Source organism: Streptomyces sp. NPDC001732, from assembly GCF_053596315.1.
On sequence record NZ_JBSFFY010000098.1, the window covers coordinates 1 to 15,441 of the forward strand.

Below are 15,441 nucleotides of genomic sequence, written 5' to 3' on the forward strand. Positions count from 1 at the left end.
CTCCGGCGCCAGTGGCAGAAGCTCGAGCGGACAATGCCCAGGATGCGGCACAACCGCTTCACGCCGTAACGGCGCTGCTGGTCCTCAACGAACTGGCAGCGGTTCACCAGCCCGTCTCCGAGGCGAAACAGCGGGCCGCCTTGCGCAGGACCTCCCGTTCCCTCTCCAGCTCGGCGTTCCCCGCCTCAAGGCGGCGACCTCGGCCTCCAGAGCCGACGGCGCCACCGCAACCGTCGGCGGCTTGGCCGCCCGACGGCCGCGCGGACGACCGGCTCCGGCCGCCCCGATCCAGTTGCGCAGCGTCTCCGGGTTCACCCCCAGGTCGGCGGCGATCTGCTCGATCGTCGCCTTGGGCCGCGACTCGTACAGCGCGACCGCGTCCGCCTTGAACTCCGGCGGACAGTGCTCCATGACCACGACACGTCCATCTCTCAGATCCTCAAGATCCACTATCCCGGGTGTCCAAGATCAGGGGTGAAGGCCCGCTCACGGTTCGGAGAAAAGCTGTGAGCCACCTCCTGCGAGTTCGTGCGGCCAGGGTCGAGGCCGTGGCAGCACGAGCCGTGCTGATGCGTTTCTGGGGCAGGCCGTGCTCGTTGAACAGGCGGACCACGAGTGCATCGTGTGTCTACGGCCTAGATCTGCATCGTCATCCATCCCCGGCGCCGGTCGGGCCGCACCCCCTCTCGCCTGGCGAACCGGCTGGTGAGGGCGGCCCCGGGACGTCATGGCCATGAGCCCGGGGCCGCGTGGGTGAGCCTGTCACGAAGTGAGGATGGAGATGCCGTCTCCGAGCAGCTTCAGCCCGAGAACGAAGAACAGGACGGCCATCACGGCGACATTGTGCTGGGCTGCCCAGGATTTCCAGTTGCCGAGCGTGGCTTTGGCGCGCTCTCCGCCGAGGAGGAACACTCCCAGGGGGGCCAGCAGACCGAGGGTGGCGATCAGGACGAAGATCGCCAGTGCCGCGATCTGCTGCCCGACCGGCAGTCCGGCTGAGCCGATCGCGGCGCCCGCGGCGATGGTCAGTGGGGCGTTCTTGGCGTTGAGCGCGGCCAAGGCCAGTCCGAGTCCGAAGACCTTGACCGGCGTGAGGCGGTCGATCGCGCCCATCCACTTGGGCAGTTGGGCCTGCGAGGGATCCTGTGGGCGCCGGTGCCACTGCCGGGCGCCGAACAGGACGAGGGCAACGCCCAGAGCGAGTTTGAGGGCCCCGATCCAGGTGGCTGGGTGATTGTGGGCGGAGGCACCCGCTGGGGAGGCGATCGCCAGCATCACCGCGCCCAGGACCGAGAGTCCCAGGATCCAGCCGACGGTGAAGAGGACTCCGTTGAGACGTCCCCGAGGCGTGGCGAGGATGAGGATGATCGCGATGATCGGGAGCGGGCTGACCGCGACGGCGGCGGCGAAACCCAGCACGTCACCGAGAACTTTGCCCATGGTCGCCTCCGTGGCGCTCTCGACATGCCCTGCCAGTTCCATCCTCGTGTGCCTGGCCAGATCTGTCCTCGTGTGTTTCTCCTGATGCGAGGACCCCGGGATGGGCCTGCGGCGCCCGCGCAGCTCGCCGCCCCGGACCGGACGGCGAGCTGGCGCCCGAGGCTGCTTTTCGTTCTCAACACCGTGGCGCAGACACGGCACGGAATGTAATCGTCCCTGGTGAGCAAATCCCGAAGTGATCAGACTGGACGCAGCGCCGGAGCCTCCCAGGAATCCGTCCCAGGTGAGCACATCGCCCAGGGACCGAGATGCGAGGCAGCGCATCCGCGGTGAGGATGGGCAGCGAGGGCGACGCCTCATGTCCGGGCGTATAGGCCCCTCGCACCGATCCGTGGCAGGAGGACATCGCGATGGCTGCGACGACAGGCGCAACCCCGTCGGCTCACCCTGAGCACCCGGGCAGGACGGACGGGGTCTCCAACGAGTTCACCGTTTTCACCAAGATCAAGCAGGGCGAGGCCGAGGCTTTGCGTGAGGATCTCACCTGGCTCAGCGACGCGACGAATGACGAGAATGTCCATGCGGCACTGCGCCAGATCGGCACGCTGCACGACGCACGGCACGTGATCTTCGACAACGACACCCGCTTCATGTTCGCCAGCGTCTTCGACGGCTCCTGGGACACCTACATCGACGACTTCGCCAAGACGGTGGTCGGCGAACGCTTCGACAAGGTCTTCTCGCACAGCGAAGGGTTCCCCGGCATCAAGGATCCGGGCGTGAAGGACTGGTTCCTCGCCCACCAGGAGCCCGCAGGGGTCTTCGTCAGCGCCTATCCCGACCTGACCGTCCAGCAGATCTACAAGGACCATCGCGTGGACGAGGCGTTCCAGGAGGTGCTGGACACCCCCGAGTTCCGGGCGGCGCTGGAGAACCCGGCCAACGCGCAGTTGATGTCCACGCCTGCCTTCCAGAAGCTGTTGGAGGAAGCCTCGGCCTAGAACCCGGGCGCAGCCACCCCTCATAGCCGACCCGCCATCGGTGGACCGCGTCAGCGGCTGAGAGTCCGCCAGCGGGGCTGTGCGGGCAGAGACCGATGTGGAGGCACGAGCGATCATGAACATCGCGGACAGCAGCAGCGCGGCCGGTGTGCGCGTCGAGATCGACGACGTCCAGAGCGGGGCCCTGCGTCCACGGCCTGTGCCGTACGAGGGAAAGTACATCTTCCTGCGCGTCGATGACCGCCATGCCGGACGTGCCCTGCTGCGCCGGCTGCTGCCGGTGACTGCTGGCGGCCTGCCCAGCGCGGACCGGAGCGGGGATGCCTGGGTGGCCGTGGCGCTCACCTACCAGGGGCTGAAAGCCCTGGGGGTGCCCCAGGAATCGCTGGACAGCTTTCCGCGGGCGTTCCGTGAGGGCATGGCCGCCCGGGCGAAGCTGATCGGTGACGTGGGCGAGAGTTCCCCGGAACACTGGGAGAAACCGTTCGGAACGGGCGATGTCCACATCGCGCTCAGCGCCCTCTCCTCCGATACGGCGCTGCTGGACAAGGAGTTGCAGCGGGCTCGTGTCGCCTACGAGGACACGCCAGGTGTCCAGGTGATCTGGCAGCAGGAGGTCCGCCAGCTCCCGACGGGGCGCACCACCTTCGGTTTCCGCGACGGCATCAGCCATCCGAACATCGAGGGCGTCGGACTGCCCGGCTCCAACCCGCAGGAAGCCCCCATCAGGACCGGCGAGTTCATCCTCGGCTACCCCGACGAAACCGGCAACCTGCCCCCCATGCCCAGCCCCGAGGCACTGGGGCGCAACGGCACCTACGCGGCCGTTCGCAAGATCCACACCAACGTGGCGGCCTGGCGCCGGTACCTGCGCGCGAACAGTTCCAGCGCCGAGGAGGAGGCCCTCCTGGCGGCGAAGATGGTGGGGCGCTGGCCCAGCGGAGCACCGCTGACGCTGACGCCGGAGCACGACGATCCGGAGCTGGCGGCCGATCCGCACCGCGTCAACAACTTCCTGTACCAGGAGAACGACGACCGGGGGTACCGGTGCCCCGCCGGTGCGCACATCCGGCGCACCAACCCTCGTGATTCCACCATCATCGGCGACGCGCGGATGCACCGCCTCATCCGCCGCGGCACCACCTACGGTCCGCCACTGCCGGAGGGCATGCTGGAAGACGACGGCGCCGACCGCGGCCTGGTCGGAGTCTTCCTCGGAACCCACCTGGAACGACAGTTCGAGTTCATCAAGGCCGAATGGGTCAACGACGGCAACTTCATCGGCTACCCCGGCGAAAAGGACCCGGTAGCCGGCCATCACGGCGGAACCGGCAGCATCACCATCCCGGAGAAACCGGTCCGGCGCCGCCTGCAGAACCTGCCCAGCTTCGTGGTCACCCGCGGTGGTGAGTACTGCTTCGTGCCGGGACTGCGCGCCTTGCGCTGGCTGGCCGACCTGGAGGACTGAGGACAATTCCAAGACCCTGAAGTGCGCTCACGGTCTCCGAGAGGTCGAAGTCATGGCAGCACAGTTCGTCCGCTACACACCGGACATCGAAGACGACGATCCCCACTTCGACGAGAACGTACAGACGGTGATCAAAAAGACCGAGAACTACATCGCCGAGTCGGTCCAGGCCGGCGGCACCGGACGGGCCCTGCGCGACGCCCACGCCAAGGGCTACGGGCTGGTCCGAGGGGAAGTGGAGATCCTGGACGGGCTGCCCGCCGAGTACGCCCAGGGCATCTACGCGAATCCCGGAACCCACGACGCGCTCATCCGCTTCTCCAACGGCTCGCCTCACGCCGGAGCAGACGCGCGACTGGGCGCCGCCACCGGCCTGGCGCTGAAGATGTTCGACATCCCCGGCCCGACCCTGCTGGAAGACGAACCGGACACGGGCACCTTCGACTACGCCAACATCAACGGACCGATCTTCTTCTGCAACACAGTCGAGCACTACCTGTTCATTCAGGAACTGTTCCTGGATGCGCCGGCCTACTTCTCCCAGGGCCGACCCGGCGCACATCGCTTCTTCACCGAGTTCGTGACCGGAAAAGGAACCCTGAACCAGGACAACTGGGCATGGGACGAGTTCCTGGCCTTCCTGCGCCTGTCCAAGACCCCTCCGGCCAACGTACTGCTGTCGACCTACTGGACGATGGGCGCCGTCCGGCACGGCGACTACATCGCCAAGGTACGCATCACCCCCGACCCGGCCTCCGCCGCCGCGGTGGTCCGACGCGACATCGACCCGCCCTCGGCGGCAGAAGTCTTCCGACCAGCCCTGCAAGCCGAACTGCAGGAGCGGCCCTACACCTTCGACATCCAGGTCCAGCTTTGCACCGACCTGGAGCGCATGCCGGTGGAGGACACCACCGTGGAGTGGCCCGAACAGCTCTCGCCATCCGTCACCGTGGCCAAGCTGCGGCTGCCGCAGCAGGACATCTCCGGCCCGGAAAACCTGGAGAAGATGGACTCACTGTCCTTCACACCCTGGCGGGTCACCGCCGAGCACGCACCCCTGGGCAACATCATGCGGGCCCGCAAAGAGGTCTACCGGCACTCCTCCATCACGCGCCACAAGCTCAACCAGCAGCCGCGCACAGAGCCCCACAGCGCCGACGAGGTACTCGGCCCGGCCGACAAAAACTCTCAAGGTCCGACATCATCACCAGCCTGACCACCGGCCTTACATACGGGTACGTTCACCGGCGTCACAGACCCATTGCTGGCGTTGCCCAAGAACCGCTGCGGTGAACAGCCCGACAGAAGGTGCACACCACGAATCGGGCACCATCGCGCGGCGGGACTGTCGCGTAACGCACAGCGATTCTCATGAACGGCCCTTTGCCCGAGCAAGATCAACAATGAGTCACCGGACCCTAGCTGATCTTGATTCGGTTCTCGGAAGCCGTTCTCACTCAAAAGCGGGTTGCACCCCCTTCTGAGACTTGCATTGTGCGAAAAGCCGGGCCCATGACGGGCCCGCAGCAGCCCTCACCGGCCGACCGGTCGGACGCCGACGACGAACGGCACGCCCGTCCGAAGTGTGACGCACAGCCCGGCCCACCCTGCCGCTCGCGCGGCGGCGCGGCCGCCTCCGCCCACCACACCCGCCGCTTCACCATGGTGCCCCGGCTCGCGAAGCTGCTGCGCGTGCCGACCCCGGCCGACCGCGGCCCGGGCCGGCCGTGGCGGCCGGGCCCACCGCCGCCGGCGCCGATCGACCCGGACCTGCCGAGCGCGGACATCCGCATCGGCTACGCGCGGTGCTCGCCCCTTGGGCAGGAACTCGACTCCCAGCTCGACGCGCTCAGCAAGCACGGCATCCCCCGCGACAAGATCTTCAGCGAGAAGATCGGCACCCGGGTACGGATCCGCCCCCCAGTTCGAGGAGGCGCTCCGCACGGCGCGGGAGATCAAGGCGCACGCCCCGCACTGCCGGGTCATCTTCACCGTCTACGAGATGAAGCGCCTCGGCCGCGACGCCGCCGAACTCACCGCGCTCGCCGACCGCCTCACCGCCCACGGCCTGGTCCTGGAGATGCTCGCCGGGCCCCTGCCCGGCATCTACGACCCCACCGGACCGGGCAAGCTGCTCTTCGCGTTCTTCGCCGCGATGGCGGAGACCGAGCGGGAAAACATCCGCGAGTCGACGCTGGAGGGACTCGACACCGCGGCCCGCAAGGGCAAGCACGGCGGCCGGCCGCCCGTCATCACCGACGACATGCTGCACACCGTGCTGCGGCGCCGGGCGAACGGTGAGTCCGTCGAGCAGATCCAGCCCGACCTGATCATCCCCACCGGCAAGCGCAAGGGACAGAACCCCTCCGTGGCCAGCATCTACCGGACGCTCGCCAAGCACGCCAAGCGCAAGGCATACGCCGAGGCCGTCGAGGGCGCGCACGCCGACTTCGCCACCCTCCAAGCTGCCGGCGACATCCCCCAGCCCCGCCCCGAGCTCGTCCCCACCGCCGAAAAGACCGTGTAAACCCGGTAAACGTGCTGGTCAAAGCGTTGACAGCCGGGACATGATGGGGCCCGTTCCACTTCGCACGACGAGAGGACCACCCCTCATGGCTCTGCCGCCGCTTTCGCCCGAACAGCGCCGGGCCGCCCTCGACAAGGCCGCCGCCGCACGCAAAGAGCGGGCCGAGACCAAGGACGCCCTCAAGCACGGCAGGCTGTCGCTGCACGAGGTGCTGGCCAGCGACTCCGAGGCCATCCACAAAATGACGGTCCGCGCCCTGCTCGAATCCCTCCCCGACATCGGCAAGGTCCGGGCCCAGAAGCTCCTCACCGAGATGGAGATCTCCGACAGCCGCCGCGTGCGCGGCCTGGGCATCCAGCAGCGCGAACGTCTCCTTGAACGGTTCGCGTCCAAGGGCTGACTACCGCTCGCGCAGTTCGTGCCGACGCAACCGCTTGAGCTCTTCGCGTTCGGCCGTGGCGAGCTCGCCCGGGGCGCCCTCGCCCGATCTGCCTTTGCCCGGCGGTACCAGCCGCGCAGGGACTCCGAGCTGAAGCCGAGCTCCCGGGCGACCGCCGTAACCGTCTTGCCCGAGGAATCGACGAGCACGATCGCGTCACGCCTGAACCCCTCGGTGTACCGCTTCGTGTACTTGCTTCCCCCCTGGTGCTACTTCCTCTGGAACCTCACGTCCCAGTCTCCAGGTGTCCACGATCAAGGGGAAGGCTCACCTGCGCATCGCGGCCCACACCGAGATCGCCCCCCTCGCCCTCCTCCTGGCCAATCTCCTCACCGCGCACGACCGGACGCTTTCCGCGCTCCTCGGCCCGGCACACGGTTGCGCCTACCTTCTGGTCGTGCTCGGTACCCTGCGCCTTTCGACGGCGAAAGCGCCCGCGAAGCTTCTCGTTCTCATCCCCGGCATCGGCAGGCTCGCCGCCGTACGGCACATCACCCGCCGGCACGGCACGGCGGCCCCCACCCCGAGGACAGACGCCTGAAGACCCCCTTCATCCCTTCCGGTCGGGGCCCGGCGACCACACCGGGCCCCGACCGAACGAGCCGTAAGGGGCTCAGTCATTGAACGACGGGTCGTCCACGACATACAGCCAGCGTCCGTCGGGCTGTCGACGGGCGACCTCCGTGGTGACCGTCGTCACCTGAGGACGCCCCGGGGCGTCGACGGTCGCGACGGACGACAACAGCGCCAGATCACCGGTCTCGCGGACACGCCGCAGCTCAAGGCCGATCCGCACACCGGCTTCGACGTACTGCCGCAGGCTCTCGCGCACTGCCTGGGCGCCGGTGGCCGCCGTGCCGGGCTCGGCAACGAACACGGCACCGGGCTCGTAGAGTCCGGCGAGCCGGTCCAGGTCACCGGCCGCCAGGTGCCGGACGAACAGTTCACCCAGCTCCTGCGGGCTGCGCGCCGCGTCCTCCTCGCCCTCCAAGGACCGGTCCCCCCAGCCCGCGCCGGCGATGAGGTCGTACCAGTCGGGCAGGGCCCGCGGCGGCAGATGGCGGCGCAACAGCCCGCCGGGGAAGGACAGCGGGCCCGCCTTGAGCGGGTTGTCCTGGGCCTGCGCCACAATCGCGCCGGTCAGGGCATAGGCGAGATCGTCGCGGGGGAACGCCATGTGCACGCGGTCCGCGAAGCCCTCGGGCAGCTCCGTGCGGCCCTGTCCGAGGATGTCCGTGGCGATACCAGCCTGGCAGAGCGCGACCTCCGGCCCCTTGCGCGCGGCAATCTGGTCGGAGGTATGCAGAGCGATGGCGTCCCACACGATCGCGACATCGCCCTCGGGCACCCCGTGCTCGCGCAGGAACCGGGCGGCCAGATCCGCGCCGTCCACCTCGAAACGCTGGTCTCCATTGCCCTCCTCCGACAGCCCGATGTCGTGAAGCACACTCGCCACGAAGACCAACTCGTCGTTGTAATCGGCATCCGGGCACAGACCCTGCCGCGCGGCGAGAGCACGGCCGAACAGGTAGCCGCGCACGCTGTGCCGGAAGACGTACGGCTCGGTCAGCTCCTCGGCGTACCGCAGCGCGGCCACGGCGAGATCGCTGCCCGGCAGCTCGAAACCGGCGTACGTCTGGGTCGAACGGGATATCACAGGAATCGACTCCTCACAGGTCATCGGTCCACGGCACGCACCGTGGCGGATGCTTCGATCCTGTTGCCCCTGGACCCACCCCCACCAGCGGCCGGAATGCCACCATCCGCTAGCTTCTGGCCATGACTGTTGTGGCGATACTCGCGCTCGACGGCGTCGTGCCGTTCGAACTCTCCGTCCCCGGCCAGATCTTCGGCACAGCCAACGAGGCCATCGGCCGCACCCACTACGAGGTCAGGGTCTGCGCCCCCGGCCGACGGGTGGCGACCCCCGCCGCGTACGGCGGCTTCCACCTCACCACCGACTGGGACCTGGAGGCCCTGGCCGAGGCGGACACTGTCGTCATCCCCGGGCACGCCGGCTTCCTGGACGACCCGCCCGCCACGGTAATCGCGGCCCTGCGCACGGCAGCCGAAAACGGAGCCCGGCTCGCGTCCGTATGCGTCGGCGCCTTCACTCTCGCAGCCACCGGCCTGCTCGACGGCCACCGAGCCACCACCCACTGGCAGCACGCCGCCGAACTCGCCGAGCGCCACCCGGCCGTCGACGTCGACGGCAGCAGCCTCTACATCGACAACGGCCCCCTGATCACCTCCGCCGGCGTCGCCGCCGCCCTCGACCTGTGCCTCCACCTCGTCCGCCGCGACCTGGGAGCAGCCCTCGCCGCCACCACCGCCCGCCGCACCGTCATGCCACTCCAACGCGACGGAGGCCAGAGCCAGTTCATCGAACACCCCGACCCAACCAGCCGGGACACCACCCTCCAGCCCGTCCTGCACTGGATGGAAGCTCACCTACACGAACAGCTGACCCTGGACGACATCGCCCGCCACGCGGCGATGAGCGTCCGCAGCCTCAACCGCCACTTCCGCACCCAGACCAGCACCACCCCGCTCCAATGGCTCCTGCGAGCCCGTGTACACCGCGCCCGGGAACTCCTGGAGACCACCGCGATCCCCATCGAGCGCATCGCCACCGAAACCGGATTCGGCGCCCCCTCGACCTTCCGCCAGCACTTCGCCCGCCACACCGGCACCTCCCCGCAGGCCTACCGGGCCGCCTTCCGCTCCCCCTCACACCCCTCCACACCTGCCACCTACCACTGACCCGAAATCCCCCGCCGACTCGCCCCGGCCACCCCCCACCTCAAACTGCCTGAAAGCCTGGCGCAAATCACAGAACACCATCCCTCGCCACCATCCTCAGACCGACATCGCCAAGCACACGTCAACCGCGTCGCGCTCAAGCCTCAGTCCCTACGGACGAGCGAACCGTTCAGGGGCTCTCACACGCCCGCCCCGCAAAACGCAAAGTAGATCCGCACAGACGAACCCACCGGCGAGCCAACTACTCTTCACCCCCAGATCACAGCCCCCCGGCGAAAAGATCAACCACACAGGACACCTGCAGCCAGGCTGCGCCTTCCTCGCCGAACTCATCGATCAGGACATCGTCAGGACAGGACTGTTCGGTGGCTGGGGTGCTTCGGTCGCGGCTCGCTCAAGGGGGCCGCGAGGCGACGGTGAAGCTCCTTGCGCAGACTCCGGGGCCGTGCGGTGCGGCGCTTCCGTGACTTCGGCATGCCACCTCCTTACCAGATAGAGGCAATCCCACGTCGCAGACCGCGCAACCACCTGCCTGTACCCACACGGCCCTTCACCACTCGGCACTTCAGGACCGAACCGCCCGGGACAACCGCTGCCGCGGCCGCTTCGTCGACGTGCTGCTGCCCGGTGCCTCGCCGCGGGTTTCCCCGGCCAGGACCTTGCCGCACAGGTTGCTCCACAGGTGCCATCTGTCGCTGACCTGCACCGCTTCGGGCAGGGCCTGGCGGATCGCCCGCCTGATGCGCGAGCACGGCATCCAGGGAGCCCACCGCCGCAGGCGGCGGTCGCTGGCCCGGCCGGACAAGAAGGCGAAGCCGGCCCCCGATCTGATCGGCCGCGACTTCCACGCCGAGACTCCCGGCACGAAGCTGGTCGGCGGCATCACCGCGCTGCCCACCGGCGAGGGCTGGCTCTACCTCGCCTGCCGGCCAGACCCGGCCACCCGCGAGGTCGTCGGCTACTCGATGGCCGACCACCACCGCGCCGGCCTCGTCGTCAACGCGCTGAAGATGGCCGCAGGCCGGGGCCGTCTCCAGCCCGGCTGGATAGCGCATTCGGGCCGCGGCAGCGAATACACCAGCAGCCACTTCCGCTACCACATAAGCGAGTTGGGCCTCCAGCGAAGCTGCGGACGCACCGGATCCTGCTTCGACAACGCCGCCGCGGAGAGTTTCTGGGCCCTGCTCAAAGAAGAGACCGGCACCCGCATCTGGCCCGACCGGGCCACCGCCCGCGCCGAGATCTTCGACTTCATCGAGACGTTCTACAACCGCCGCAGACTCCGCAAGCACATCACCTGAGGATACCTCACCCCACACGAAACGCGCCTGCGGCACCAGCGAGAACAGACCCTCGCGGCATAACAAAGACGTGTCCAGGATCATGGGGAAACTTCACGAGCTGGTCTTCGACCCGTTCGACCTGACCTTCCTGCGGGCCCGCCTGGACGGCAAGGACGCGGGCACCGCCCAGCCGTTCCAGATCGAGCGGCACTCCCACCCCAAGGCCAAGCCGGAGGTTCCCGCCGACGCCGGGGAACCGAAGACGACCACCGGGAGCGACTACCTCCACCTGGTCGACCAGGCGCACTCCAACCACCTCGGAACAAAGATCAACTACGCGGCTCTCGCCGAGCCGCCCGCCGAGACCGTGGACCTGACCGACACCGGCACCAATGCCGACGGGGTTTGAGCCGATGGCCAGGCCCCTGACCTCGGGCGAGTGGGCGGTGTTCCTGACCGAACTGCACGGCTTCTTCGAAGCCTGCGGCGAGGACCTCGATGAGGCACTGGCCGCCCACTTCGGCTTCGACACCGCCCCCGACTGGGTCACCGCCGGCCTGGAGATGGTCACCGAGCACCTCCAGGCCCCACCCCACCAGCCCTCACCTGCGAAGTCCCAGGAGAATCTGCGTAATTGAGAAACTGCAGGCCCATTACGGGTTCGAGCGCATGCCCTTCGGCCGCAACCTCGCGCCGGGCATGCTGCACCGGCACGACTCCCACAACCAGGCCGTCGCCCGCATCTCCTGGTGCATCGCCGAACGCTCCATCGGCGTGGTCACCGGCGAGGTCGGCGCCGGCAAGACCGTCTCCGTCCGCACCTGCCTGGACGCCCTCGACCCGTCGAAATACACCGTCATCTACATCCCGAACCCGATGATCGGGGTCCGCGGCATCCACGAGGAAATCGTGAACTCCTTCGGCCAGACCCCCTCCCACCTGGGATCCCGGCTGACCGTCCAGACCGGCAAGGCCCTGCTGTCCGAGCGCGAGGAACGCGGACGCACCCCCGTCCTCGTCATCGACGAGGCCCACCTGATGTCCTACGAACAGCTCGAAACCGTCCGCATGCTCACCAACCAGGGCATGGACCAGGACTCTCCGCTGGCCTGCCTGCTGGTCGGCCAGCCCACCCTCAGACGCACCATGAAACTCGCCGTCCTGGCGGCGCCGGAGCAGCGGACCGCCCTGCGTTACACGATGCCGGGCATGACCTCGAAGGAGACGACCAGCTACGTCGCCCACCACCTGAAGATCGCCGGACGTCCCGACCAGCTGTTCACCGAGGACGCCCTCACACTGATCCACACCACCTCGCGCGGCTACCTGCGGGCGGTCAACAACCTCTCCCTGCAGGCCCTGGTCGCCGCGTTCGCCACCGGCAAGAACCTCGTCGACGACGCCGCCGCCCGCACTGCCGTGAATGAGGTGGTCGGAGACTGAAGCACCGGGCATGCGGATCGCCCCGGCCTGAATACTGAGGGCATGACATTCCTCGTCTTCATGACCTTGCCCGGACTGGTCATCCTGCTGACCGCGCTGGCCTTCGTCGATCAGCTTCTGTTGCGTGCGGGCAGGGCCAGTGTCCTTCCGTGGCGGAACGGAGCACGTCAGGGCCAGATATCGGCGACCGGGTTCGAGCAACTGCACGCGAGCCTTTCGCCAGGCAAGCAGAACGAGCTGAAGGAGCGGCAGTCCGCACTGGTCATGCCAGACAATGAGGACGACGGGGCGCCGCCGAACCGGACAACGGTGGATCTGGATGGAGGAATTGCGGTCGTCCGGATGCCACCGGCCGCCCAGTAGGACCTTCGATGGCACGCACTCAGGGTTCGCTGTCACACGACAACCGGCACCTCGCCGACGACCGCCCCGCCTGCACCCATGCTGGCGGGGCGTCGTCGGCACACCTCGTCGACACCGTGAACGCCGCCTTCGTCGGCATTTTCAACGCCGGGCAACAGGGCGGGCATCGCGTCGTCCCGGCCGTCGACGGCGCAGTGCTTGGTGTCCATCAGCTGGCCTCCGCCAGGTTCTCGGTGGTACGAGGGGAGCGGGGACGGGGGGTGTGCTGCGCGAGCACCAGGAGCTCGCGGTTGCGCTTCTTCTCAGCGTCGGTGAGCGGCCGGGTCTTCGTGCCGTGCCGGTGCCAGAGCGGCGAGGCCGGCGGCTCGGGGTAGGCCAGGGTGGGGTCGGTGCCGTGCTGGGGTGTGCTGCTGGCCTCCGGGGTGGAGGGGTTCAGGCGTGGTGGTCGCTGCGGCTTCTGCGGGTCACGGCCGCAGATGGGGCAGCTGCTGGAGGACTTGGTCCACGAGGCCCTGCGTCGGCTTCCATGCCGGGAGCGCGCCTGTGGCGGGCACGGGCAGCGGCAGTTCGTGGACGTCGTCGAGGACCAGGTGGTGAACGTTGCGCTGCGCCCAGGGGCTGGTACACCGCTGGGGGCCCTGGTCGGGGTGGCAGTCGGTGAGCCGGGCGACGCCGATGACCGCGCCGCGGTGGAGCTCGCGGCCGCGGATCGCGGTGGACACCAGCGGGTCGCGCAGCAGGGCGGGGTCCGGCTTCGTCTTCCCGGCGTGGAGGAGTACCCACCCGCGCCAGGGCCAGTTCGCGGGACGGTTCTCCGTGCGTTTCCCGGCGAGGATGCAGGTGGCCCACGGCTGACGGATCGTGATGCCGCGAATCCAGTCGCCGTCTTCGAGTGCGCTGCTCATGCGGCACGCTCCAGCAGCGCGCCGCCCCGGCGGCCGGCGCGGCGGCCGTTCGTGTCCGGTCCGGGTGTTCACACGGGTCGCGACGGCGAACTCTTCTCCGAACTACTGACCTTCAGAGTGTGGTGTCGTGGGGGCCGACCGGTGGTGATCACTCCGGTATGTCATCTGTATGAGGCACGCGCAGGGTGGCGGTCCGGCTGCTGAGCGCCGCGAGATTCCGCTCCGGAGCCAGATTGACCCTCGACCTTGTGCAGGGCCCAGAGTGCCGGGTGTGGAGAACGACATGCGCAGCATTGGCGAGATGGCCCGCGACAGCGGCCTGGGCGTAAGTGCCCTGCGGTTCTACGACCGTGCCGGTGTGCTGGTCCCGGCCTGGGTGGATCCGGTGAGCGGATACCGCTGGTACGAACCCGAGCAGCTCGAAGAGGCCCGGGTGCTGGCCCGCTTGCGCCGGGCCGGGATGCCGCTGGCGGACATCCGGCTGGTGCTGGCCAGCTGGTCCGGCGCGGACACCGACCTGGTCCGGAAGCTGCTCAAGGCACACCTTCGCCGCATCGAACAAGGGCTGTCCGATGCCCGCAGCGAGTTCTCCGCGCTCCAAGCACTACTCGATCACAGGGAGAACGTCATGACTTCGCTCCGCATCGCCACCCTCCGGCTGTCCATCGCCGCGCCCGAGCTGGCAGCCGCGCTGGACACGGTCCGTTTCGCGGCGAGCACCGACCCGGAGCTGCCCATGCTCGGCGGGGTCCTGTTCGACATCGAGGGGGAGAGCCTCCATGTCGTGGCCACCGACCGGTACCGAATGGCTGTCGCGCAGGCCGGCGTCGCCGGACACGACGGGAGCCGAGTGCAGGTCATCGTGCCCGCCCCGCTCGTCGACGCGATGCGGGCGCTGTCGGACGGCGAGGGACCCGTGCGGCTCTGCGTCGACGGTGGCCGCGTGACTCTGGAGGTCGGGGATAGGCAGGCGGCCGGTCAGTGCCTTGACCACGACTTCCCCGACTACCGTCGTCTCCTGCCGGCGGCCGGCGGACGCCGCGCCCTTGTCGAGGTGGCGGCCTTCCGGAAGGCCCTGGAGACCGGTCCTGTCCGTGCCGCCGAGGCGGGAGCGCCCGACCTCAGCGTTCTCAGGGTGGAGGACGGCGGCATGGTGACCCTCTGCGCGGACAGCGACGACGACCCGAACCGCGTCGCGGTCAACCGTGAGTTCCTGCTGAACGCGCTGGCCGCCGGAGCCCGGGACCGACTGTTTCTGGAGCTCGGGGCCCCCACGGCGCCGATCGCGATCCGCCGGCCCGACGACGAGGGCACCTTCTCGATCCTGATGCCGGTCCGCCTGGAGGACTGACTGTGCGTTCGCCCTGATCCGGCCCGCTCCGACCAATCGGACGCAGCCGGATCAGGGTTGCCCGGCTGCTCCACGACCCAGCGTCCGAGTGGAACTTCCTCGACACCATTTGCTGGCCCGCCCCTCCCGTAGGACGTGGGTCGGGGTGGTGTAGATCATCCGCGTGGATGAGACTCGGCTAAGGGCTGTCCCGTAATTGCTGGTCAGGGGTGAGATGATCTTGCTGTGGTTGGTGTGATCAGGGCGTCGGAGCCCTCCTGGACAGCCCCGTTCACCGGACTGAGCCCGCGGCAGTTCGGCAAGCTGGTCACCGCGCTCCGGCGCGAGGGTGCCGACCCGGTCCGCAAGGGCCGGCCCTGGAGTCTGCCGCTGGAGGACCGGGTCCTGCTGGTCGCCGCGTACTGGCGCACGAATCTCACCCTGCGCCAACTGGCTCCGTTGTTCGGGGTGTCGAAGTC

19 protein-coding genes and 1 pseudogene are annotated in these 15,441 nt (G+C 68.6%); 14 read left to right on the forward strand and 6 right to left on the reverse strand.

Annotated features, from left to right (window positions below; genetic code table 11):
* Positions 1 to 84: 84 nt before the first annotated feature.
* Both ACWCXX_RS38005 and ACWCXX_RS38010 read right to left on the reverse strand, forming a co-directional pair.
* A complete protein-coding gene (locus ACWCXX_RS38005) occupies positions 85 to 411 on the reverse strand; it encodes a transposase (protein ID WP_451135474.1) in 327 nt (108 codons plus the stop codon).
* A gap of 351 nt (positions 412 to 762) precedes the next feature.
* Positions 763 to 1,440 (reverse strand): GAP family protein, encoded by a 678-nt coding sequence (locus ACWCXX_RS38010; protein WP_451135439.1) that lies wholly within the window; start codon positions 1,438 to 1,440, stop codon positions 763 to 765.
* 410 nt (positions 1,441 to 1,850) lie between these two features.
* Here ACWCXX_RS38010 and ACWCXX_RS38015 point away from each other — a divergent pair, with 410 nt between their 5' ends.
* The 5 genes from ACWCXX_RS38015 to mihF all read left to right on the forward strand — a co-directional run bounded on the left by ACWCXX_RS38015 (position 1,851) and on the right by mihF (position 6,836).
* Entirely contained in the window at positions 1,851 to 2,441 is a 591-nt protein-coding gene (locus tag ACWCXX_RS38015) for a hypothetical protein (RefSeq protein ID WP_451135441.1), read from the forward strand.
* A 115-nt stretch (positions 2,442 to 2,556) separates the two neighbouring features.
* Positions 2,557 to 3,909: a Dyp-type peroxidase gene (locus ACWCXX_RS38020; protein WP_451135443.1), complete on the forward strand. Its 1,353-nt coding sequence runs from the start codon at positions 2,557 to 2,559 to the stop codon at positions 3,907 to 3,909.
* Positions 3,910 to 3,961: 52 nt separating this feature from the next.
* On the forward strand, positions 3,962 to 5,125 hold the full coding sequence (locus tag ACWCXX_RS38025) for a catalase family protein (protein ID WP_451135445.1): 1,164 nt from the start codon (positions 3,962 to 3,964) through the stop codon (positions 5,123 to 5,125).
* 369 nt (positions 5,126 to 5,494) lie between these two features.
* Complete coding sequence (locus ACWCXX_RS38030; RefSeq protein ID WP_451135447.1) at positions 5,495 to 6,436, forward strand: recombinase family protein; 942 nt, start codon at positions 5,495 to 5,497, stop codon at positions 6,434 to 6,436.
* 85 nt (positions 6,437 to 6,521) lie between these two features.
* Entirely contained in the window at positions 6,522 to 6,836 is a 315-nt protein-coding gene (gene mihF, locus ACWCXX_RS38035) for an integration host factor, actinobacterial type (protein WP_451135449.1), read from the forward strand.
* Between the two features lie 77 nt (positions 6,837 to 6,913).
* Here the strand turns inward: mihF and ACWCXX_RS38040 are convergent.
* Positions 6,914 to 7,051, reverse strand: a pseudogene (locus ACWCXX_RS38040) (transposase); the annotation flags it as partial.
* Positions 7,052 to 7,119: 68 nt separating this feature from the next.
* Between ACWCXX_RS38040 and ACWCXX_RS38045 the strand changes: the two are divergent.
* Complete coding sequence (locus tag ACWCXX_RS38045; RefSeq protein WP_451135451.1) at positions 7,120 to 7,416, forward strand: DUF3817 domain-containing protein; 297 nt, start codon at positions 7,120 to 7,122, stop codon at positions 7,414 to 7,416.
* A 72-nt stretch (positions 7,417 to 7,488) separates the two neighbouring features.
* On the opposite strand, the gene ACWCXX_RS38050 is transcribed toward ACWCXX_RS38045, so the two are convergent.
* The gene (locus ACWCXX_RS38050; protein ID WP_451135452.1) at positions 7,489 to 8,532 is read right to left on the reverse strand and encodes a nuclear transport factor 2 family protein; all 1,044 of its coding nucleotides are present in this window, start codon (positions 8,530 to 8,532) and stop codon (positions 7,489 to 7,491) included.
* A gap of 122 nt (positions 8,533 to 8,654) precedes the next feature.
* On the opposite strand from ACWCXX_RS38050, the gene ACWCXX_RS38055 reads away from it, so the two are divergent.
* The 6 genes from ACWCXX_RS38055 (at position 8,655) to ACWCXX_RS38080 (ending at position 12,727) form a co-directional block, all read left to right on the forward strand.
* Positions 8,655 to 9,638, forward strand: coding sequence for a GlxA family transcriptional regulator (locus ACWCXX_RS38055; RefSeq protein ID WP_451135454.1), 984 nt, complete (start codon positions 8,655 to 8,657; stop codon positions 9,636 to 9,638).
* A gap of 740 nt (positions 9,639 to 10,378) precedes the next feature.
* On the forward strand, positions 10,379 to 10,939 hold the full coding sequence (locus ACWCXX_RS38060; RefSeq protein ID WP_451135456.1) for an IS3 family transposase: 561 nt from the start codon (positions 10,379 to 10,381) through the stop codon (positions 10,937 to 10,939).
* 82 nt (positions 10,940 to 11,021) lie between these two features.
* Positions 11,022 to 11,330 carry a hypothetical protein gene (locus ACWCXX_RS38065; protein ID WP_451135458.1) on the forward strand — a complete coding sequence of 103 codons (309 nt, stop codon included), beginning with the start codon at positions 11,022 to 11,024 and terminating at the stop codon, positions 11,328 to 11,330.
* Positions 11,331 to 11,334: 4 nt separating this feature from the next.
* Positions 11,335 to 11,559 (forward strand): hypothetical protein, encoded by a 225-nt coding sequence (locus ACWCXX_RS38070; protein ID WP_451135460.1) that lies wholly within the window; start codon positions 11,335 to 11,337, stop codon positions 11,557 to 11,559.
* Between the two features lie 31 nt (positions 11,560 to 11,590).
* Positions 11,591 to 12,364 (forward strand): ExeA family protein, encoded by a 774-nt coding sequence (locus ACWCXX_RS38075; RefSeq protein ID WP_451135462.1) that lies wholly within the window; start codon positions 11,591 to 11,593, stop codon positions 12,362 to 12,364.
* A 42-nt stretch (positions 12,365 to 12,406) separates the two neighbouring features.
* Positions 12,407 to 12,727, forward strand: coding sequence for a DUF6191 domain-containing protein (locus tag ACWCXX_RS38080; protein WP_451135464.1), 321 nt, complete (start codon positions 12,407 to 12,409; stop codon positions 12,725 to 12,727).
* A gap of 32 nt (positions 12,728 to 12,759) precedes the next feature.
* On the opposite strand, the gene ACWCXX_RS38085 is transcribed toward ACWCXX_RS38080, so the two are convergent.
* A complete protein-coding gene (locus ACWCXX_RS38085) occupies positions 12,760 to 12,936 on the reverse strand; it encodes a hypothetical protein (protein ID WP_451135466.1) in 177 nt (58 codons plus the stop codon).
* A 255-nt stretch (positions 12,937 to 13,191) separates the two neighbouring features.
* Complete coding sequence (locus ACWCXX_RS38090; RefSeq protein WP_451135468.1) at positions 13,192 to 13,632, reverse strand: hypothetical protein; 441 nt, start codon at positions 13,630 to 13,632, stop codon at positions 13,192 to 13,194.
* Positions 13,633 to 13,915: 283 nt separating this feature from the next.
* Here ACWCXX_RS38090 and ACWCXX_RS38095 point away from each other — a divergent pair, with 283 nt between their 5' ends.
* Both ACWCXX_RS38095 and ACWCXX_RS38100 read left to right on the forward strand, forming a co-directional pair.
* Positions 13,916 to 14,983: a DNA polymerase III subunit beta family protein gene (locus ACWCXX_RS38095; RefSeq protein ID WP_451135470.1), complete on the forward strand. Its 1,068-nt coding sequence runs from the start codon at positions 13,916 to 13,918 to the stop codon at positions 14,981 to 14,983.
* Positions 14,984 to 15,208: 225 nt separating this feature from the next.
* Positions 15,209 to 15,441: helix-turn-helix domain-containing protein (locus ACWCXX_RS38100; protein ID WP_451135472.1), on the forward strand; the 233-nt coding region annotated here is incomplete at its 3' end.

Bases quoted from the DNA above. Each gene is read 5' to 3' on its own strand.
- ACWCXX_RS38005 (WP_451135474.1), bottom strand. From the start codon at position 411: ATGGAGCACTGTCCGCCGGAGTTCAAGGCGGACGCGGTCGCGCTGTAC.
- ACWCXX_RS38010 (WP_451135439.1), bottom strand. From the start codon at position 1,440: ATGGGCAAAGTTCTCGGTGACGTGCTGGGTTTCGCCGCCGCCGTCGCG.
- ACWCXX_RS38015 (WP_451135441.1), top strand. From the start codon at position 1,851: ATGGCTGCGACGACAGGCGCAACCCCGTCGGCTCACCCTGAGCACCCG.
- ACWCXX_RS38020 (WP_451135443.1), top strand. From the start codon at position 2,557: ATGAACATCGCGGACAGCAGCAGCGCGGCCGGTGTGCGCGTCGAGATC.
- ACWCXX_RS38025 (WP_451135445.1), top strand. From the start codon at position 3,962: ATGGCAGCACAGTTCGTCCGCTACACACCGGACATCGAAGACGACGAT.
- mihF (WP_451135449.1), top strand. From the start codon at position 6,522: ATGGCTCTGCCGCCGCTTTCGCCCGAACAGCGCCGGGCCGCCCTCGAC.
- ACWCXX_RS38055 (WP_451135454.1), top strand. From the start codon at position 8,655: ATGACTGTTGTGGCGATACTCGCGCTCGACGGCGTCGTGCCGTTCGAA.
- ACWCXX_RS38060 (WP_451135456.1), top strand. From the start codon at position 10,379: ATGCGCGAGCACGGCATCCAGGGAGCCCACCGCCGCAGGCGGCGGTCG.
- ACWCXX_RS38065 (WP_451135458.1), top strand. From the start codon at position 11,022: ATGGGGAAACTTCACGAGCTGGTCTTCGACCCGTTCGACCTGACCTTC.
- ACWCXX_RS38070 (WP_451135460.1), top strand. From the start codon at position 11,335: ATGGCCAGGCCCCTGACCTCGGGCGAGTGGGCGGTGTTCCTGACCGAA.
- ACWCXX_RS38075 (WP_451135462.1), top strand. From the start codon at position 11,591: ATGCCCTTCGGCCGCAACCTCGCGCCGGGCATGCTGCACCGGCACGAC.
- ACWCXX_RS38080 (WP_451135464.1), top strand. From the start codon at position 12,407: ATGACATTCCTCGTCTTCATGACCTTGCCCGGACTGGTCATCCTGCTG.
- ACWCXX_RS38085 (WP_451135466.1), bottom strand. From the start codon at position 12,936: ATGGACACCAAGCACTGCGCCGTCGACGGCCGGGACGACGCGATGCCC.
- ACWCXX_RS38090 (WP_451135468.1), bottom strand. From the start codon at position 13,632: ATGAGCAGCGCACTCGAAGACGGCGACTGGATTCGCGGCATCACGATC.
- ACWCXX_RS38095 (WP_451135470.1), top strand. From the start codon at position 13,916: ATGCGCAGCATTGGCGAGATGGCCCGCGACAGCGGCCTGGGCGTAAGT.